The 18497-nt window shown below is 51.5% G+C and carries 27 protein-coding genes; all 27 read right to left on the bottom strand.

The window, feature by feature from the left end; genetic code table 11:
- Positions 1-68: 68 nt before the first annotated feature.
- The 27 genes from map to rpoC all read right to left on the bottom strand — a co-directional run bounded on the left by map (position 69) and on the right by rpoC (position 18494).
- Entirely contained in the window at positions 69-839 is a 771-nt protein-coding gene (gene map / locus SYK_RS17440) for a type I methionyl aminopeptidase (RefSeq protein WP_281761537.1), read from the bottom strand.
- 2 nt (positions 840-841) lie between these two features.
- Entirely contained in the window at positions 842-2152 is a 1311-nt protein-coding gene (secY, locus tag SYK_RS17435) for a preprotein translocase subunit SecY (RefSeq protein ID WP_281761536.1), read from the bottom strand.
- Between the two features lie 26 nt (positions 2153-2178).
- The gene (gene rplO, locus SYK_RS17430) at positions 2179-2625 is read right to left on the bottom strand and encodes a 50S ribosomal protein L15 (RefSeq protein WP_281761535.1); all 447 of its coding nucleotides are present in this window, start codon (positions 2623-2625) and stop codon (positions 2179-2181) included.
- Complete coding sequence (gene rpmD / locus SYK_RS17425; RefSeq protein WP_281761534.1) at positions 2625-2795, bottom strand: 50S ribosomal protein L30; 171 nt, start codon at positions 2793-2795, stop codon at positions 2625-2627. The genes rplO and rpmD overlap by 1 nt, the downstream gene beginning before the upstream one ends.
- A gap of 11 nt (positions 2796-2806) precedes the next feature.
- Positions 2807-3298, bottom strand: a complete 492-nt coding sequence (rpsE, locus tag SYK_RS17420) for a 30S ribosomal protein S5 (protein WP_281761533.1) — start codon at positions 3296-3298, stop codon at positions 2807-2809.
- Positions 3299-3315: 17 nt separating this feature from the next.
- Positions 3316-3675, bottom strand: coding sequence for a 50S ribosomal protein L18 (gene rplR / locus SYK_RS17415; protein WP_281761532.1), 360 nt, complete (start codon positions 3673-3675; stop codon positions 3316-3318).
- A gap of 11 nt (positions 3676-3686) precedes the next feature.
- Entirely contained in the window at positions 3687-4223 is a 537-nt protein-coding gene (gene rplF / locus SYK_RS17410; RefSeq protein ID WP_281761531.1) for a 50S ribosomal protein L6, read from the bottom strand.
- 12 nt (positions 4224-4235) lie between these two features.
- Positions 4236-4619, bottom strand: coding sequence for a 30S ribosomal protein S8 (rpsH, locus tag SYK_RS17405; protein ID WP_281761530.1), 384 nt, complete (start codon positions 4617-4619; stop codon positions 4236-4238).
- Between the two features lie 15 nt (positions 4620-4634).
- Positions 4635-4820, bottom strand: a complete 186-nt coding sequence (locus SYK_RS17400) for a type Z 30S ribosomal protein S14 (protein ID WP_163808121.1) — start codon at positions 4818-4820, stop codon at positions 4635-4637.
- Between the two features lie 11 nt (positions 4821-4831).
- Positions 4832-5371, bottom strand: coding sequence for a 50S ribosomal protein L5 (gene rplE, locus SYK_RS17395; RefSeq protein WP_281761529.1), 540 nt, complete (start codon positions 5369-5371; stop codon positions 4832-4834).
- Between the two features lie 8 nt (positions 5372-5379).
- The gene (gene rplX, locus SYK_RS17390) at positions 5380-5703 is read right to left on the bottom strand and encodes a 50S ribosomal protein L24 (protein WP_163808123.1); all 324 of its coding nucleotides are present in this window, start codon (positions 5701-5703) and stop codon (positions 5380-5382) included.
- A 7-nt stretch (positions 5704-5710) separates the two neighbouring features.
- On the bottom strand, positions 5711-6079 hold the full coding sequence (gene rplN, locus SYK_RS17385) for a 50S ribosomal protein L14 (protein ID WP_281761528.1): 369 nt from the start codon (positions 6077-6079) through the stop codon (positions 5711-5713).
- A gap of 14 nt (positions 6080-6093) precedes the next feature.
- Positions 6094-6360: a 30S ribosomal protein S17 gene (gene rpsQ, locus SYK_RS17380; protein ID WP_163808125.1), complete on the bottom strand. Its 267-nt coding sequence runs from the start codon at positions 6358-6360 to the stop codon at positions 6094-6096.
- 4 nt (positions 6361-6364) lie between these two features.
- On the bottom strand, positions 6365-6556 hold the full coding sequence (rpmC, locus tag SYK_RS17375; RefSeq protein ID WP_281763291.1) for a 50S ribosomal protein L29: 192 nt from the start codon (positions 6554-6556) through the stop codon (positions 6365-6367).
- A gap of 3 nt (positions 6557-6559) precedes the next feature.
- Positions 6560-6973, bottom strand: coding sequence for a 50S ribosomal protein L16 (gene rplP / locus SYK_RS17370; protein ID WP_281761527.1), 414 nt, complete (start codon positions 6971-6973; stop codon positions 6560-6562).
- On the bottom strand, positions 6973-7614 hold the full coding sequence (gene rpsC, locus SYK_RS17365; protein ID WP_281761526.1) for a 30S ribosomal protein S3: 642 nt from the start codon (positions 7612-7614) through the stop codon (positions 6973-6975). Before rpsC ends, rplP begins: the two co-directional genes overlap by 1 nt.
- Before the next feature lies 1 nt (position 7615).
- Positions 7616-7948, bottom strand: a complete 333-nt coding sequence (rplV, locus tag SYK_RS17360) for a 50S ribosomal protein L22 (RefSeq protein ID WP_281761525.1) — start codon at positions 7946-7948, stop codon at positions 7616-7618.
- A gap of 14 nt (positions 7949-7962) precedes the next feature.
- Complete coding sequence (rpsS, locus tag SYK_RS17355) at positions 7963-8232, bottom strand: 30S ribosomal protein S19 (protein WP_281761524.1); 270 nt, start codon at positions 8230-8232, stop codon at positions 7963-7965.
- Between the two features lie 11 nt (positions 8233-8243).
- Positions 8244-9074: a 50S ribosomal protein L2 gene (rplB, locus tag SYK_RS17350; RefSeq protein WP_281761523.1), complete on the bottom strand. Its 831-nt coding sequence runs from the start codon at positions 9072-9074 to the stop codon at positions 8244-8246.
- Positions 9075-9076: 2 nt separating this feature from the next.
- Positions 9077-9370 (bottom strand): 50S ribosomal protein L23, encoded by a 294-nt coding sequence (gene rplW / locus SYK_RS17345; protein WP_281761522.1) that lies wholly within the window; start codon positions 9368-9370, stop codon positions 9077-9079.
- A complete protein-coding gene (gene rplD / locus SYK_RS17340) occupies positions 9370-9990 on the bottom strand; it encodes a 50S ribosomal protein L4 (protein WP_281761521.1) in 621 nt (206 codons plus the stop codon). Before rplD ends, rplW begins: the two co-directional genes overlap by 1 nt.
- Before the next feature lie 12 nt (positions 9991-10002).
- Entirely contained in the window at positions 10003-10635 is a 633-nt protein-coding gene (gene rplC, locus SYK_RS17335) for a 50S ribosomal protein L3 (RefSeq protein WP_281761520.1), read from the bottom strand.
- A 10-nt stretch (positions 10636-10645) separates the two neighbouring features.
- On the bottom strand, positions 10646-10966 hold the full coding sequence (rpsJ, locus tag SYK_RS17330) for a 30S ribosomal protein S10 (RefSeq protein WP_163808134.1): 321 nt from the start codon (positions 10964-10966) through the stop codon (positions 10646-10648).
- A gap of 131 nt (positions 10967-11097) precedes the next feature.
- On the bottom strand, positions 11098-13170 hold the full coding sequence (gene fusA / locus SYK_RS17325; protein WP_281761519.1) for an elongation factor G: 2073 nt from the start codon (positions 13168-13170) through the stop codon (positions 11098-11100).
- Positions 13171-13185: 15 nt separating this feature from the next.
- Complete coding sequence (rpsG, locus tag SYK_RS17320; RefSeq protein WP_281761518.1) at positions 13186-13656, bottom strand: 30S ribosomal protein S7; 471 nt, start codon at positions 13654-13656, stop codon at positions 13186-13188.
- A gap of 95 nt (positions 13657-13751) precedes the next feature.
- Entirely contained in the window at positions 13752-14123 is a 372-nt protein-coding gene (gene rpsL / locus SYK_RS17315; RefSeq protein WP_281761517.1) for a 30S ribosomal protein S12, read from the bottom strand.
- 216 nt (positions 14124-14339) lie between these two features.
- The gene (gene rpoC / locus SYK_RS17310) at positions 14340-18494 is read right to left on the bottom strand and encodes a DNA-directed RNA polymerase subunit beta' (protein WP_281761516.1); all 4155 of its coding nucleotides are present in this window, start codon (positions 18492-18494) and stop codon (positions 14340-14342) included.
- Positions 18495-18497 lie beyond the last annotated feature (3 nt).

Genomic DNA, 18497 nt, shown 5'->3' with positions numbered 1-18497 from the left:
ACGAAGCTGTGTTTTCTACAGCGTTTTACGACAATAAGCAAGTCTAAATTTGCCCATCTCCATGGGAGCTAATCCGACAAACTCAATATCATCGGTCCATCGGAGGTAATGGCAATGGTGTGCTCAAAGTGAGCAGACAGTTTCCTATCCTTTGTCACCGCTGTCCATTTATCCTCTAGAACTTCAACTTCGTGGCTCCCAACCGTGACCATCGGCTCAATGGCAAGCACCATACCGGCTTTAAGAGGAACGCCGGGCATGCCCTTGGGAACGAAATTGGGGATCTCAGGCTTCTCATGAAGATGACTTCCGATCCCGTGTCCTACAAAACGACGAACTATACCAAAACCGAACCCTTCAACGTATGACTGTATTGCCGCGGAGATATCATACAAGTTGTTTCCAGGAACGGCTTTCTCAATACCCTTATAAAGAGACTCTCGGGTTACGTCCATAAGCTTTTTCGCTTCGTCAGAAACCGCTCCTACCGCAAAGGTCCGAGCAGAATCACCGTAAAACCCTTCGTACACAACGCCCATGTCAACACTGACAATGTCGCCTTCATTCAGAATGCGTTCCTTGGAAGGAAAGCCGTGCACAATCTCTTCATTCACTGAACAACATAGGGCAAAAGGAAAACCTTGGTACCCTAAAAATGCCGGACGTACGCCATATTGGTCGCACATGGATCGACATATATCCTCAAAAAGCATGGTGGAAACGCCAGGTTTGACGTTCTCTGCCAACTCATCAAGAATGGTGGAAACAATGCGATTGGCCTCACGCATGAGGCCAATCTCTTTATCATTTTTGAGGAAGACACCCCTGAACTTTTTCAAGGCTAGTGCCTGCCCTTCAATTTGCCTGCTTTGCCCATCAGTCCCTCGTATTGACGAGAGATCAGATAAGACTCGATTTGCCCCATGAAGTCCATGGCCACGCCGACCACGATCAGCAGCGAAGTTCCGCCGAAATAAAACGGCACGCTAAACTTGCTGATCAAAAACATGGGAAGCACACACACCGCAGATACATAGAAGGCTCCCCACAAAGTAATGCGGGCTAACACTCTATCAATGTATTCACGGGTGCGATTACCTGGGCGAATACCCGGGATGAAGCCGCCCTGCTTTTGAATATTCTCTGCAATTCCTTTGGGATCAAACATGATCGCCGTATAGAAGTAGCAAAAGAATATGATAATTCCAATGAACAACAAGTTGTACACAATGGAAGTCGGACTCATGATGGCTGCAAAATCCTGCAAGAACTCATTGTTCGAAAACTGAGCGAGTGTTGCAGGGAACATCAGAATGGAAGATGCAAAGATCGGCGGGATAACACCAGCGGTGTTAATCTTCAAAGGCAGATGCGTAGTCTGCCCACCGAACATGCGACGTCCTTGCTGACGCTTGGCATAGTGAATCGGAATTCTGCGCTGTCCTCTTTCCATGAAAACAATGAAGGCCAAAGTGGCAACCATCACAATCATGAGAAAGAGGAGGATGAACAGTGTGATTTCACCCACAGTCATCAACTGGATGGTATTGATCACTGCAGCCGGAAGGCCCGCAATAATACCAGCGTAGATGATCAGGGAGATACCATTTCCGATCCCCTTTTCAGTCATTTGCTCACCCAACCACATCAGGAACACGGTACCAGCAGTCAGGGTCAAGATGGTCATCATCTTGAACCCTATGCCGGAAAACAGCACCATAGGCGCGCCCGTAGGGCTGCTCATGGACTCAAGACCAGTGGCAATGGCAAAGCCCTGCACAATGGTAATAAGAACTGTCCCGTACCTAGTGTACTGGGTAATTTTTTTCCTTCCGGCCTCACCTTCCTCCTTCTGGAGGCGCTTCAGCTCAGGCGACACGACGGTCAAGAGCTGAAGAATAATGGAAGCCGAAATGTAGGGCATGATGCCCAGTGCGAAGATGGACATGTTGGACAGTCCACCGCCCGAGAACATATCGAAGATCCCGAAGAGGGTGTTTTGCGCCTGAGCGAAAAACTCCGTCAGAGCCGCACTGTCGACGCCGGGAATAGGTATATGAATGCCCATCCGGTAGACAGCAAGCAGTGCGAACGTCCAGAGCAGCTTGTTACGCAGCTCTGGCAATCGGGCAATATTATCAACTCCTGACATCGTATCAATACCCTTCGAGTATAGAGTTAAGCTTCAATGGCCTTGGCGGTACCGCCGGCCTTGGCAATCTTCTCGGCTGCAGACGCACTGAAACGATGAGCTTCAATGGTCACGGCCTTTGCGACATCACCGGTTCCAAGAACCTTGACCGGGGCATTGTCTTTGACAACACCACGTTCATACATATCGGTCAGGGTGATCTCGTCCTTGCCTTCGAACATGGCCAAAAGGCGACCAACGTTCACAGCTTGGTACTCTTCGCGGAAGGGATTCTTGAATCCGCGCTTGGGCAGACGGCGAGCCAGAGGCATCTGGCCACCCTCAAAGCCGGGACGAACACCACCGCCGGAGCGGGCGTTCTGACCCTTGTGGCCTTTACCGGAGGTTTTACCCCAACCGGATCCGGAACCACGACCAATACGCTTACGATTCTTATATTCTTCCGGGAAGGCGTAGAGTTCATGCAGTTTCATTATTCTACTACCTCCACCAGGTGTCTGACCTTATAGATCATACCACGAATAACCGGGGTATCTTCGTGTTCTTTGACCTGGCTGATACGACGTAAGCCCAATGCTTCCAGGGTTTTAACCTGGTCAGGCTTACACGCGATCTTGCTTTTGATCTGTTTTACTTTAATCACGGCGATCTCCTTTACTTTCTCGGCGTAGACACCGGGACTCCGCGCAGGGCGGTCATTTCCTCGGCACTCCGCAGGGATTCCAGACCAGCCATGGTGGCACGCAGCACGTTGTGCGGATTATTAGTGCCAATAGCTTTGGTCAGGATATCATGGACGCCAACGGCTTCCATGATCGCACGAACGGGACCACCAGCAATAATACCAGTACCACGACTGGCAGGCTTCAGCATAACGCGGCCTGCACCGTAGCGTCCCAAGACCTCATACGGCAGGGTGCCATCCAGCAGAGGAACATTAATCATGTTCTTCTTGGCGCGTTCAGACGCCTTGCGAATAGCTTCAGGTACTTCGTTAGCCTTACCCAGACCATATCCGACTCCACCTTCACCGTCTCCGACGACCACCAGGCAGCTGAAGCTGAAACGGCGGCCACCCTTGACAACCTTGGCGACGCGATTGAGGTAGACGATTTTTTCAATCAATCCACTATCATTCTGTTCCATTGTTCTTTCCTAGCTACCTAGAATTTAAGCCCGGCTTCACGGGCGCCGTCGGCAAGAGCTTTTACCTTGCCGTGATAGATGTAACCACTCCGGTCGAAGACACAGGAATCAATTTTCTTGGCCAAAGCGGCTTCGGCTATTGCCTTACCAACTTTGGTTGCAGAATCCTTATTTGCCTTGAGAGTCTCGCCGTCCTTATTCAGCACCTGAGTGCTTGCGGAGGCCAGAGTCACGCCGTTCACGTCATCGACCAACTGAGCATAAACATGCTGGTTGGAACGATAGACGACCAAACGAGGCCGAACTTCTGTACCGGATATTTTCTTTCTGATGCGGGGCTTCCGAAGAAGCCTCTGTGCATTTTTGCTTTTACTCATGACTTATACCCCTACTTAGCGCCGGACTTACCAGCCTTGCGGCGGATGTATTCGTCAGCGTACTTGATGCCCTTACCCTTGTAGGGTTCCGGCGGACGCACACGGCGGATTTGTGCCGCGACTTCTCCAACAAGTTGCTTATCGAGGCCTTCGATGGTCAGCTTGGAGCCTTCCGCCTTAGCTTCGAGACCGGCAGGAAGATCGAACTCGACCGGATGAGAATATCCGACGTTAAGAACGATTTTTTTGCCCTGCACGGACACCTTGTAACCTACACCGATAACTTCCAAGGTCTTTGCAAAACCCTTGGTCACGCCATCAACGCAGTTGGCAAGCAAGGTCCTACGAAGACCATGCTGACCACGCGCCTGACGGGAATCATCAATGCGGGAGACATACACCTTGCCATCCTCGATCTTATACTCAACGGTCGGGTGGACCGGAGTCTGCAAGGTCCCCTTAGGGCCCTTAACCTGGATCTCGGAGGCTCCAACAGATACCTCAACACCCGAAGGGATGTCGATGGGATTCTTTCCTATACGAGACATAGTGGAACCTCTTTACCAGATTTCGCAGAGAAGCTCGCCGCCAACATTGGCCTCTTTGGCCTTGGCGCCTTCGAGCAAACCTTTGGATGTAGACACGATACAAATACCGATGCCGTTCTGGACTCGGGGGATATCAGAAGCACCAACGTACACGCGACGACCGGGCTTACTGACCTTTTTCAGGCCAGTAACCAACGGTTTTCCGTCAACGTATTTGAGGGTAATACTGATGTCCCTGTCCTCGACAGCGTAGTCGGTGATATAACCTTCTTCCTTCAAAATACCCGCGATAGAAGACTTCATCTTGGAAGTCGGGATGGCGACATCATTATGATAAGCGCCATACGCATTCCGGATGCGGGTCAACATGTCGGCTACAGGATCAACAACAGCCATTTCATTTCTCCTTAATTACCAGCTCGCCTTGCGGACGCCGGGAAGTTCACCAGCGAGAGCCTTGTTACGGAAGCAAATACGGCAGATGCCGTAGTGCCTCAGAAAAGCCCGAGGACGGCCACAAATCGGACAACGATTGTATGCGCGGACCTTGAACTTGGGTTTGCGGCGTGCCTTAACACGTAAGCTTGTTTTGGCCACTTTCCGTCCTCCTACTTTTTAAAGGGCATACCGAGCAGATCAAGAAGGGACTTGCCTTCTTTATCTGTCTTAGCGGTCGTGCACACTGTCACGTTCATGCCCTTCACCATCTCAACTCTATCGATGTCAAGCTCAGGGAAGATGGTGTGTTCCTTGATGCCCATTGTGAAGTTACCACGACCGTCAAAACCACGATCGGGGATACCGCGAAAGTCGCGGACACGGGGCAGAGCAAAGCTCACGAGCTTGTCATAAAAATCCCACATTGCATCGCCGCGTAAAGTCACGCGAGTGCCGACCGGCATACCTTCGCGCAGCTTGAACTGTGCGATGGATTTCTTTGCCAGGGTGACAACGGCCTTTTGGCCTGCGATTGCGGTCAATTCCTCGGCAGCGGGTTCGATGAGCTTGCTATTCTGGCTAGCTTCACCAAGTCCGATGTTCAAGGAGATCTTCGTCATACGAGGAATCTCCATGGAAGAGGAATAACCGTACTCCTTCTGGAGCTCGGGGACGACCTTTTCATTATATACTGTCTCGAGACGTGTCATACTGATACCTACTTGAAGGTTTCGTTGCACTTCTTACAGAAGCGAACCTTCTTTCCATCTTCAGTCTTCTTGTACCCGACCCGCGTGGGCTTGGTGCATGCATCGCAAACAATAGCCACATTGGATACATGGATCGGGGCTTCCTTCTCGATGATACCGCCGGGTTGTTGGGCATAAGGGTTGGCTTTGGTGTGGCGCTGAACCATATTCACCTTCTCAACCAGGACTTTGTCCTGCTTCTTGAGAATCTTCAACACCTTGCCAATCTTACCCTTGTCCTTTCCGGCGATGACCATGACTTTGTCGTCTTTGCGAATTTTAGTCTTCATCATCATATCCTTACAGGACCTCGGGGGCGAGGGAAACGATCTTCATGAAACCGGCTGCACGCAATTCACGAGCCACGGGTCCGAAAATACGGGTACCGACGGGGTCCATGTTAGCGTTGAGCAGCACAGCGGAATTGTTGTCGAACTTAATGTAGGAACCGTCGGGACGACCGAGTTCCTTCTTAGTACGAACGACAACCGCCTTCATAACCGAGCCCTTCTTCACTTTGGAATGGGGCATGGCTTCTTTGACGGACACTACAATAATATCACCGACGCTGGCGTAACGGCGCTTGGAACCACCAAGAACCTTGATGCACAGGACCTGTTTGGCCCCGGAATTGTCAGCAACGTCGAGTCTGGATTCAACTTGTATCATGTTTCCTCCTAACCCTAGACGGCCTTTTCGAGAATTTGCACCAAATGCCAGCGCTTGCGGCGGGACATGGGCCTCGATTCGACAATCTGCACCTTGTCGCCAACACCACAATCATTAGCCGGATCATGGGCCATGAATTTCTTGCGGCGACGAATGTACTTCTTAAGCAGCGGATGCTTCACCAGTGTCTCGACGCGGACGACAATAGTTTTGTCAGCCTTGTCGGAGATCACCAGACCGGTGAGCACACGCTTGTTGCCTTGGTATTTAAACTCAGCCATTTCTCTACGCTCCCTGTCGTTCCCGCTGAATAGTCAGGATACGGGCGATAGTCTTTTTGACGCCGGAGAGAGTCTGCGTGTTCTCGAGCTGAGCTGTTGCATGCTTGAAACGCATGGCAAACAGATCTTTTCGGGATTCAGTCAGTTTCTCAGTCAGTTTGGCGTCATCCAGTTCACGAAGTTCCTTGGAAGTCAGCATTTACATACCCTCCTTCACAACGATAGCGGTCTTGATCGGCAGCTTGTAGGAAGCACGCTTGAGCGCTTCCTTAGCCAATTCGATGTCAACACCTTTAACTTCGTACATAATACGACCCGGTTTCACCGGTGCAACCCAACCATCGGGTGCGCCTTTACCCTTACCCATACGGACTTCCGCGGGCTTGGAGGTGACGGGGAAATCAGGGAAGATGCGGATCCAGACTTTACCGCCGCGCTTGATGTGACGCATGATAGCGACACGAGCGGATTCGATTTGCTGGGCTGTGATCTTTCCGTGCTCCAATGCCTTCAGGCCGATATCGCCGAAGGACACACTGTTACCCCGTTGGGCCTTGCCTCTGAGGCGGCCTTTCTGCCGCTTTCTGAATTTTACTCTTTTTGGAGCAAGCATTACTGTTCTACCTCTTTGTCCAGAATCTCACCCTTGAAAATCCAGACCTTGACTCCGATAACACCGTAAGTAGTAGCTGCTTCGGCGAAACCATAGTCGATGTCGGCACGGAGTGTGTGCAAAGGCACACGCCCATCACGGTACCACTCGCCGCGTGCGATTTCGGCGCCAGCCAGGCGACCTGCACACGCAACTTTAATACCCTCGGCGCCGAATTTCCTGGCAAGGCCCACCGTACGCTTCATGGCACGGCGGAAGGCAATTCGACGTTCAAGCTGCTGGGCAATGTTCTCAGCTACGAGCTGAGCTTCAACCTCCGGTCGACGAATCTCGTTGACCTCAATGGTGAATTCAGTTTGAAACTTGTTACGCAATTCTTCACGCAACTTTTCTATCTCTACACCCTTGCGACCGATAACAATACCGGGACGCGCGGTGTGGATGATCAGGCGAATCTTGCCGCCGGCCCGCTCGATTTCGATGCGGGACACGCCAGCTTGAAACAATTTTTTCTTAACGAACTTGCGGACCTGGTCGTCCTGAAGAACGAACGCAGGATAGTCCTTTTTGCTGTACCAGCGGGACAGCCAGTTCTTGTTATACCCCAGACGAAAACCGTAAGGATGTACTTTCTGTCCCATATTACTGTTCCTTCACTACGATTGTAATGTGGCTGGTACGCTTCCTGATGCGGTAAGCGCGGCCCATGGCACGCGGCTGAATACGCTTCCAGGTAGGACCTTCGTTAACCATGACCGTATCAACGATCAGGGAATCAACATCAACTCCGGGCATCTGTTCCGCGTTGGAAACAGCGGAAAAGAGGACCTTGCTGAGGATCTTCGCGGCCTTCTTCGGAGTGAACCGAAGAATGTTAAGAGCGTCTTCGACGCCCTTGCCTTTAATGTTCTCGGCAACAAGACGAGTCTTGCGCGGAGACACGCGAATGAACTTAGAGACTGCTTTAGCTTCCATGATGTCCTCCTACCCTACTTTTTCTTATCGGCAACGTGGCCGAAGTAGGTACGGGTGGGGGAAAATTCACCCAGTTTGTGTCCGACCATGTTTTCGGTAACGAACACAGGGATGAACTTACGACCATTATGGACAGCGAAAGTCATACCGACCATCTCGGGGACGATCGTGGAACGACGGGACCAAGTCTTGATCACGCGACGATCCTGATTTTCTCCAGCCACTTGGATTTTCTTGATCAGGTGACCGTCAAGGAACGGGCCCTTTTTAAGAGATCTAGGCATTAGTTATACTCCTACTTCTGGCCGCGGCGTTTGACGATGAGCTTCGAGGAAGCCTTCTTCTTGTTCCGGGTCTTATAACCCTTAGCCGGGGTACCCCATGGGGACACCGGATGGCGACCACCGGAACTACGACCTTCACCACCACCCAACGGGTGATCGATCGGGTTCATTGCCACACCACGGACCTTCGGGCGACGACCGAGCCAGCGGTTACGGCCAGCCTTACCGATCTTGATGTTCTCGTGATGAATGTTACCAACCTGACCGACAGTGGCGCAGCAAGTGGCCAGGACCTTACGGACCTCACCAGAAGGCATGCGCAGGAGGGCGTATTTGCCTTCCTTGGCGATCAACTGTGCATATGTACCGGCTGCGCGGCAGAACTGTCCACCCTTTCCAGGATGCAATTCAATGTTATGCACGATGGTACCAGTCGGGATCTTTGCCAGATCCATGGCGTTGCCGGGCTTGATGTCAATACCTTCGCCAGCGACGATAGAATCGCCCTGATTCAGGCCGACAGGAGCCAGGATATAGCGCTTCTCACCATCTGCGTAATGCAGAAGAGCGATACGGGCGCTGCGGTTCGGATCATATTCGATCTCGGCAACCTTGGCGGGTACGCCAAGCTTATTGCGCTTGAAATCGATGACGCGGTACAGCGTCTTGTGTCCTCCGCCGCGACGGCGCATGGTGACACGACCATTATTATTACGGCCAGACTTCTTGGTCAGACCTTTGGTCAGCGACTTCTCGGGAGTGGTCCTGGTGATCTCAGCAAAATCAGAGATCGTCTGGAACCGGCGGCCCGGAGAAGTAGGCTTCAACTTACGGGTTGCCATGGTTACACTCCTTCGAATATTTCGATTTTGTCACCGGCAGCAAGCTTGACGTATGCCTTTTTGTAACCGGCGATGCGACCACCGGTGGCACGACCGAACTTCATACGCGGCATTGCTTTCTTCCGGACAATATTCACAGACTCGACTTTAACGTCAAAGGCTGCCTCAACGGCCTTCTTTACCTCGACCTTATTAGAATCGGGGTGGACGTAAAAAGAGACGTGATTGGAATGCTCTTTGGCTTCGTTGGCCTTTTCAGAAACAACGGGCTTGAGCAGTACTTGTGAATAATCCATTACTTCAACCTCTCTTGAACGTCTTGAGCAGCGGTCTCGAGCATTACCAGCTCGGGGTACAGCAGCACATCGTAAACATTCAGCTTGTCGGCTTCGATGACCTTGATATGGGGCATGTTCCGTGCGGAAAGCTCCAGATTCTTGTCAACGCCCTTTGCGACGATGAGGGTCTTGGTCATGCCGAGCTTCTCAGCGACATCAGCAAAAGCCTTGGTTTTGATCTCTGCGAGATCAATGGACTTGACCACTGTGATCTTCTCTTCAGAAGCACGGGAGGACAAAGCCATTTTCAAAGCCAGCTTGCGGACTTTCTTGTTCACTTTGAAGGAGTAATCGCGAGGCTGCGGGCCGAAGGTGGTAGCACCACCACGCCACAGAGGCGAACGGACGGAGCCAGCACGAGCACGACCGGTGCCTTTCTGGCGCCAGGGCTTGCGGCCACCGCCGGTCTTCAAAGCACGGTTCTTAGTAGCGTGGGTTCCCTGACGTGCAGATGCGCGCTGGGCACGGACAACGTGGTTGAGAATTTCGGGCATAATTTCTACCTCGAAAACCTCAGGAGCCAACTCGAAGTCGCCCACTTTCTTATTATTCTGATCTACAACTTGTATTTTAGCCATGACGTATACCTCTTAGCCGTTCTTGCGGATCATCACGAGGCCGTTGTTGGGACCGGGCACTTGGCCCTTGACCAACAGGACATTGTCCTCGGGCCTGACATCGACGATTTCCACGTTGCTCAAGGTCACACGTGCATTACCCATCTGGCCGGGCATTTTCTTGCCCTTCCAAACGCGGCCTGGGAAAGTAGCGTTACCGACTGAACCGGGAACGCGGTGAACTTTCTCAGCACCATGGGAGGCGCGGGAGCCAGCGAAGTTGTGACGCTTCATGACACCCTGGAAACCTTTACCCTTGGAGGTACCGGTAACCTTGACCTTTTCACCGGCGGCAAAAATGTCGACGGTAATTTCTTGGCCCAGTTCGTACTCTTCTACTACTTCAAGAGGAAATTCCTTGAGTGTGCGATAGAGGTCCTTACCGGCCTTGGCCATATGGCCTTTCATGGGCTTGTTCACTTTGCGTTCGGCGATGGAATCATAACCGAGCTGCAAAGCGTTGTAGCCTTCCTTATCTGTGGTCTTAATCTGCATAACCGAACAAGGACCAGCCTCAATAACGGTTACAGGACAGATTTTACCATCGTCAGTGAAAATGCGTGTCATGCCCAGCTTCTTGCCAAGCAATCCGAGAGTCTTAGCCATAACTATACTCCTAGAGCTTGATCTCGACGTCCACGCCGGCAGGCAAGGAAAGCTTGCCAAGAGCGTCAACAGTCTGCTGAGTTGGTTCAAGAATATCCAGAAGACGCTTGTGAATACGCATTTCAAACTGCTCACGAGACTTTTTGTCAACGTGAACAGACTTCTGAACAGTAGTACGATGAATGTCGGTGGGCAGCGGCACGGGGCCGGCAATTGCCGCACCCGTATTCCGGGCGGTGTCAACGATCTCGGTGACAGCCTTGTCCAAAATACGGTAATCGTATGATCTCAATTTAATTCTGATGCGATCGCTCGCCATCGAAGCAGCCATAGTGCTTTCTCCTCAAAGGATTTATCTTTGCTCGTGCCAAAATTGATAATGGCACGGTTCATTGCAGCGGTCGGGTTGATTACACCCGACTCGCCGCAGTGTCAAGCAAAGGGAAAATCCTCGGCTCTACGTTAATCTTTTCCGTTCATCAATTCTTCAGCCAAGCTGTTCGGTAACTTTTCGTAGTGATCGAACTGCATGGTGAACGTCGCGCGGCCCTGTGTCTTCGAACGAAGATCAGTGGCATATCCGAACATCTCGGAAAGCGGGACGAAAGACCGAACAACCTGGACACCGGTGCGGGCTTCCATTTCACCCACGCGTCCACGACGGCCGTTCAAGTCACCCATGACATCACCGAGGTAATCCTCGGGGGTCACAACTTCAACCGACATAATCGGCTCAAGCAAGACCGGCTTGGCGCCTCTGCAAGCTTCCTTGATTGCCTGAGAACCGGCAATATAGAAGGCCTGTTCGCTGGAGTCGACTTCATGATAGGAGCCGTAAACAAGCTTGACCTTCACATCGACAACCGGGAAACCGGCGACGATACCGTTTTTCATGGCATCCTGAATGCCCTTATCAACAGCGGGGATGTATTCCTTGGGAATAACGCCGCCCTTGATAGCATCCTCAAATTCGTACCCTTTCTCAGGATTGGGTTCGATTTCCAGGATAACGTGGCCATACTGACCACGACCACCAGACTGTTTGGCGTGTTTGACATCGACCTTTTTCGGTGCGGAGATGGTCTCTCTGTACGCAACGCGGGGTGCACCCACGTTTGCATTCACGTTGAACTCCCTGAGGAGACGATCAACAATGATTTCGAGATGCAACTCGCCCATTCCGGCGATCAGGGTCTGTCCGGTCTCTTCGTCACCCTTGACGCGGAAAGATGGATCTTCCTTGGCAAGCTTGACGAGAGCAGCGGACAATGTGTCACGGTCTGCCTTGGTCTTGGGTTCAATAGCCACTTCAATAACTGAATCGGGGATATCAAGAGATTCAAGAACGACAGCGTTCTTGAGATCCGACATGGTATCACCAGTGGCTACGTATTTGAGGCCGACGGCAGCGACGATGTCGCCAGCGTATGCCTCTTTTATTTCTTCACGCTTGTTAGCGTGCATTTTCAAAAGGCGACCAATGCGCTCTTTCTTGCCGGTGGCAGCGTTCATGACAGTGTCACCGCTGACGATCTTACCGGAGTAGATACGCAGGAAGGTCAGATGGCCGACAAAGGGGTCAGTCATGAGTTTGAAAGCGAGAGCTGCGAGCGGCCTGTCGTCGTCGCAGGGGCATTCGATTTCTTCCTCGGTATGAGGATCGATACCCTTCATGGTTTCGATATCGAGAGGAGACGGCATGTAATCGACAACAGCGTCAAGCAGAGGCTGAACGCCTTTGTTGCGGAATGCGGTGCCGCACAGAACGGGGCAGATGGTCAGGCTGTTAGTAGCCTTACGCACACCTTCGCGCAGTTCATCAGCGGTCAGTTCCTCTTCAGTCATGTACCTTTCGAGAAGGACTTCGTCTTCCTCGGCAATGGCTTCGATCATCTCGGAACGCATCAACTCATATTGGTCCTGAAGCTCTTCAGGCACATCAACGGTGGAGAAGCTGGCACCATGATCTTTATGATCATAGATGTAAGCCTTTCCTTCGATGAGATCGACAACACCTTCAAACTCGTCCTCTGCACCGATGGGCAGCTGAACGGGAACGGCCTTGGCGCCGAGGCGTGTCTTCATCATATCAACACAACGGAAGAAATCCGCGCCAACACGGTCCATCTTGTTGACAAACGCCATACGAGGAACGCGGTAGCGATCCGCCTGACGCCAGACAGTCTCAGACTGAGGCTCGACTCCGGCCACGGAGTCAAAAACGGCTATAGCGCCATCCAGCACGCGCAGAGCGCGCTCAACTTCCATGGTGAAGTCAACGTGACCAGGTGTATCAATGATATTGACACGATGGTCGCGCCACATGCAGGTGGTTGCAGCAGAAGTAATGGTAATACCACGTTCCTGCTCCTGAACCATCCAGTCCATGGTAGCTTCGCCGTCGTGAACTTCACCGATCTTGTGGGAAACGCCGGTGTAAAACAGAATGCGCTCTGTCGTAGTAGTTTTGCCCGCATCGATGTGGGCCATAATACCGATATTGCGCTGTTTGTCTCTGGGTACTTTTCTCGCCACTGTAATACTCCGTGACTACCAGCGGTAGTGAGCAAAAGCTTTGTTAGCTTCAGCCATCTTGTGGGTATCTTCACGCTTCTTGACAGCGCCGCCACGGTTATTGAAGGAGTCCAGCAGTTCACCAGACAGACGGGCAACCATGCCCTTCTCTCCGCGACCACGTGCATAACCGATCAGCCAACGAATGGCGAGAGCGGTCTGACGGTCCGGGCGAACTTCGAGAGGTACCTGATAGGTGGCACCACCGACGCGACGGGATTTGACTTCCAAAGAAGGACGAATGTTGTCCAAGCACTTTTCGAAAGCTCTCAAAGGCTCTTCGTTAGTCTTATTAGCCAGGGTTTCAATAGCCTGGTAGAAAATTCTTTCTGCAGTACTCTTCTTACCATCCAGCATAAGCCGGTTGATGAAGCGAGTGATGAGTTTGCTGCCGTATACTGGATCCGGCAGGATCTGTCTCTTTTGGACAGGACCTTTACGAGGCATTTTTTTCTCCTTGAAGTTCCGCCGGGGGGACATTATTTGGGGCAGCCTCCGCCCTACTTTGTCATCCCTCCCCGGGCATTTAGAAAAAGGCTAACCTATTTAGGACGCTTGGTGCCGTACTTGGAACGACCACGACGACGATCATCAACACCGGAGGTATCGAGAGTACCGCGGACAACATGGTAACGAACACCTGGCAAATCCTTTACACGACCGCCACGAATAAGAACCACGGAGTGTTCCTGCAGGTTATGGCCTTCACCACCAATATAGGCAGTTACTTCCATGCCGTTGGTCAGGCGAACACGAGCAACCTTACGAAGCGCGGAGTTCGGCTTCTTAGGGGTTGTTGTGTAAACCCTAGTGCAAACACCACGACGCTGAGGGCATTCCATCAGAGCCGGGGTTTTCTTCCGCTTGGGCTGCGCTTTGCGGCCTCTACGGATGAGTTGGTTAATGGTGGGCATTCATCCTCCAATCAATAGTTAATAGATTACCCACGCGCAAAGATTGCGCAAAGAGGACCGCAAGTAATCTAAAAACTCCGGGCTTGTCAAGTGATTCGCCCCGAACTTCTCGGATACTTTTCGGTTCTCTTACCAAAAAGATTTGGAGAGGTCGGACCTCTCCAATCTTTTCAATCAATTAGACACGGTTGATACCGTGTTATTTTCTTTTCGTTCCTAGGCCTGCGGGACGTCAACCAGTAACGGGCTCTCTTCAAGTTCCTCAAGGAACTTATCCGGGCGCTCCGTCTGTTCCGGCACTGCAATGCCTGCTTCGGTGTACTTGCGGAAGCCGGTACCAGCGGGCACCAAACGACCAACAATGACGTTTTCTTTCAAGCCGCGCAGATGATCACACTTACCTTTCAAAGAAGCCTCGGTCAAAACCTTGGTTGTTTCCTGGAAGGAAGCTGCAGAGATGAAGGAATCCGTGGACAAAGATGCCTGGGTAATACCCAGAACCAAAGTCTCGGCTATAGCGGGAGTGCCACCTTCATCTGAGACCTTATTGTTCTCTAACATAAACCTGATCTTATCCACCTGCTCTCCGATAAGGAAGGAGGTAGAACCAGGTTCGAGGATGGAAACCTTTTTAAGCATCTGACGCACTATTATTTCAATATGCTTATCGTTAATGTTAACACCCTGGAAACGATACACATCCTGAATTTCTTCAACAAGGTAACCAGCCAGGAACTTTTCACCCTTAATGCGCAAGATATCATGCAGTTCCGGGTTGCCTTCTGTCAGCAGGTCACCTGCTTCCACGAAGTCAGCTTCCTGAACCGTGATATGCTTACCCTTGGGAATAAGGAATTCCTGAACGTCACCGGTTTCCGGCGTGACAACAACTTTGCGCTTACCTTTGGTTTCAGCACCAAAGGTGACAATGCCGTCAATGGAGGTGACAACACCCATATCCTTGGGTTTGCGTACCTCGAACAGCTCTGCGACGCGCGGGAGACCACCAACGATATCTTTCGTCTTGGAAGACTCACGTGGTTTACGTGCGATAACGTCACCGGCCTTGACCATATCACCGTCCTTAACCATCAGAATGGCGCCCACAGGCATAGCGAAGTTGGCATCGATTTCGGTGCCGGGACGCTGCACGGGGGTTCCGTCTTCACCCAACAGACCGACCGAGGGACGGAAGTTGGTAGTACGGTATTCCATAATGGTGAAGGATGCCTTGGAAGTACGATCTTCCTGCACGGTCTTGCCTTCAATGATATCCTTGAATTTGATAGCACCGGAAACGTCAACAATGAACGGCTCCATGTACGGATCCCACTCAGCCAGAGGGGTTCCCTTCTTGATATCCTGCCCTTCGTCCACCAACAAACGAGAACCGGATGGAAGCGTGTATTTTTCACGCTCACGGCCCTGCTCGTCAATAATTCCAACCTGACAACTCTTACCGAGCACCATTTTGTGGCCTTCGGAGTTGACGACAGTACGCATACGAGAAGTCACGGTGCGACCATTGTGCTGGGATTCGATGTTCGAAGATTCAATTTCCTTGGATGCGGTACCACCAATATGGAAGGTACGCATAGTCAGCTGGGTTCCAGGCTCACCGATGGACTGAGCGGCGATAATACCGACCGTCTCACCGACGTTGACCAGATGGCCGCGTGCAAGGTCTCGACCATAACACATGGCGCATATGCCCTGCTTGGACTTACAGGTTAAACCGGAACGAATGAGAATGGAGTTCACACCCGACTTATCGAGTTTCTGGGCATAAGCTTCATCAATGATGGAATTGGCCGGAATGACCAATTCACCAGTATCTTCGTCAAAAGTGTCAAACATGGTCACACGACCTTGGACACGTTCGGCCAGACGCTGTTTGATTTCACCACCCTTCATAAGGTGACCAATTTCAAGACCATCCACGGTACCGCAATCAATTTCAGACACTGTCACATCTTGGACAACATCCACGAGGCGACGGGTCAAGTAACCAGAGTTTGCAGTCTTGAGCGCGGTATCAGCCAAGCCCTTTCGTGCACCGTGAGTGGAGTTAAAGTACTGGAGAACAGACAGGCCTTCGCGGAAGGAAGCCGTAATTGGGGTCTCGATAATTTCACCAGAAGGCTTTGCCATCAAACCACGCATACCAGCCAACTGACGCATCTGGTCCTGGTTGCCTCGAGCTCCAGAGGTCGCCATCATATAGATTGGGTTGAAGCTGGAGTTTACTTCGGTTTTGCCGGTCTTGGGATCGGTCAAAATGTCCGTAGATATCTCCTGCATCATTTCGTTGGAAATGTCGTTTGTAACCTTGGTCCAAACGTCAACAATCTTATTATATTTCTCTGTACGGGTGATGATACCGTCCTGGAACTGATTCTCGATTTCGTCAACCTCTACATTGGCGGTAGCGAGCATCTTAGGCTTGGCATCAGGAATCTTGAGATCCTTGACACCAATGGTCACACCAGCACGGGTTGCGAATTCGTAACCCAGATCCTTGATTCTATCACACAGAATAACCGTGGATTTGGTACCGGCCAGACGGTAAGCACCAGTAACCAGAGCTGCAATATTTTTCTTATTGAGAACACAGTTAACCAAAGCAAAAGGAACATTCTTTGGCAACAGCTCGGCAACAATAATACGACCAGTAGTCGTTTCAATAATCTCGCCGTCAATGCGAACCTTGATCCTGGCATGAATACCAACAACACCAAAATCGTAAGCGGAGATGACTTCTGCCGAATCGGAGAAAGTCATTCCCTCGCCCTTTTCAAAGGAACGCGGAGTTGTCAGATAATACAGTCCAAGAACAATATCCTGCGACGGGTTGATGATCGGAGTTCCGTTTGACGGACTCAAGATATTGTTGGTGCTCATCATCAAAACGCGGCATTCGATCTGCGCTTCCACTGAAAGCGGAACGTGGACGGCCATCTGGTCACCATCGAAATCCGCGTTGTATGCGGAACAGACGAGCGGATGCAACTGAATGGCCTTACCCTCGATGAGCAGAGGCTCAAAAGCCTGAATACCCAATCGATGCAAGGTCGGTGCGCGGTTAAGCATGATCGGATACTCGCGGACCACGTCTTCCAGGATATCCCAGACGACCAGATCTTCGCGCTCGACCATTTTCTTTGCAGATTTGATGGTAGTGGCCAACTCACGTTTTTCAAGCTCGGAATAAATGAACGGCTTGAAAAGTTCGAGAGCCATCTTCTTGGGCAAGCCGCACTGATGCAACTTGAGCTTGGGACCAACAACAATAACGGAACGACCAGAATAATCAACACGCTTACCCAGAAGGTTCTGACGGAAGCGACCTTGTTTACCCTTGATCATGTCGGACAGGGATTTCAACGGACGACCATTTGTGCCCGTAATGGCACGGCCGCGTCGACCGTTGTCGAACAATGCGTCAACGGCTTCCTGCAACATACGTTTTTCGTTGCGGATAATAATCTCAGGAGCGCCCAGTTCCAACAGTCTTTTCAGACGGTTGTTACGGTTGATAACGCGCCGATACAGATCATTGAGATCGGAAGTGGCAAAACGACCACCATCCAAAGGAACCAACGGACGAAGTTCGGGCGGAATGATGGGAATCACTTCCATGATCATCCACTCCGGCTTGTTGCCAGACTCGAGGAAAGCCTCGACGATCTTCAGTCGCTTGGTAATTTTCTTTTTCTTGGTCTGGGACCGTGTGGTCTGAGACTCTTCACGCAATTCAGCACGAAGGGTCGGCAGATCAAGCGCCTGCAACATGGTGCGGACAGTTTCTGCCCCCATACCAACGGTCAATGCGTCTTCACCGAAGTGGTCGATAACCTGAAAATACTGATCTTCAGACACGACCTGATGCGTCTTGAGCGGGGTTTCGCCCGGATCAAGAACGATGAAGGAATCAAAGTACAAGACCTTTTCCAGATCGGCCATGGTGATGTCGAGCAGGGTACCGATCTTGGAAGGGAGAGTCTTCAGAAACCATATGTGTGCAACAGGAGCAGCAAGTTCGATGTGGCCCATGCGCTCACGGCGAACCTTGGAGGCAATGACCTCAACGCCGCACTTTTCGCAGACGATGCCGCGGTGCTTCATGCGCTTGTACTTACCGCAGTTGCATTCGTAGTCTTTCACAGGACCGAAGATTTTGGCACAGAAAAGGCCATCCCGCTCCGGCTTGAAGGTACGGTAATTGATGGTTTCCGGTTTTTTAACCTCGCCAAAAGACCATTCACGAATAGTCTCAGGCGCAGCAATGGATATCTGGATAGCCTTCAGGTTACGCCCTTGGGCAGCAGCATTCGGCGCTCCACGCAATGTGAACAGATCGTCCAACGTCATGGA

It is taken from the genome of Pseudodesulfovibrio nedwellii, from assembly GCF_027923765.1.
Classification (GTDB): domain Bacteria; phylum Desulfobacterota; class Desulfovibrionia; order Desulfovibrionales; family Desulfovibrionaceae; genus Pseudodesulfovibrio; species Pseudodesulfovibrio nedwellii.
Note: the sequence above shows the minus strand (reverse complement) of the source record. Positions and strands in the feature narration are given on the sequence as shown.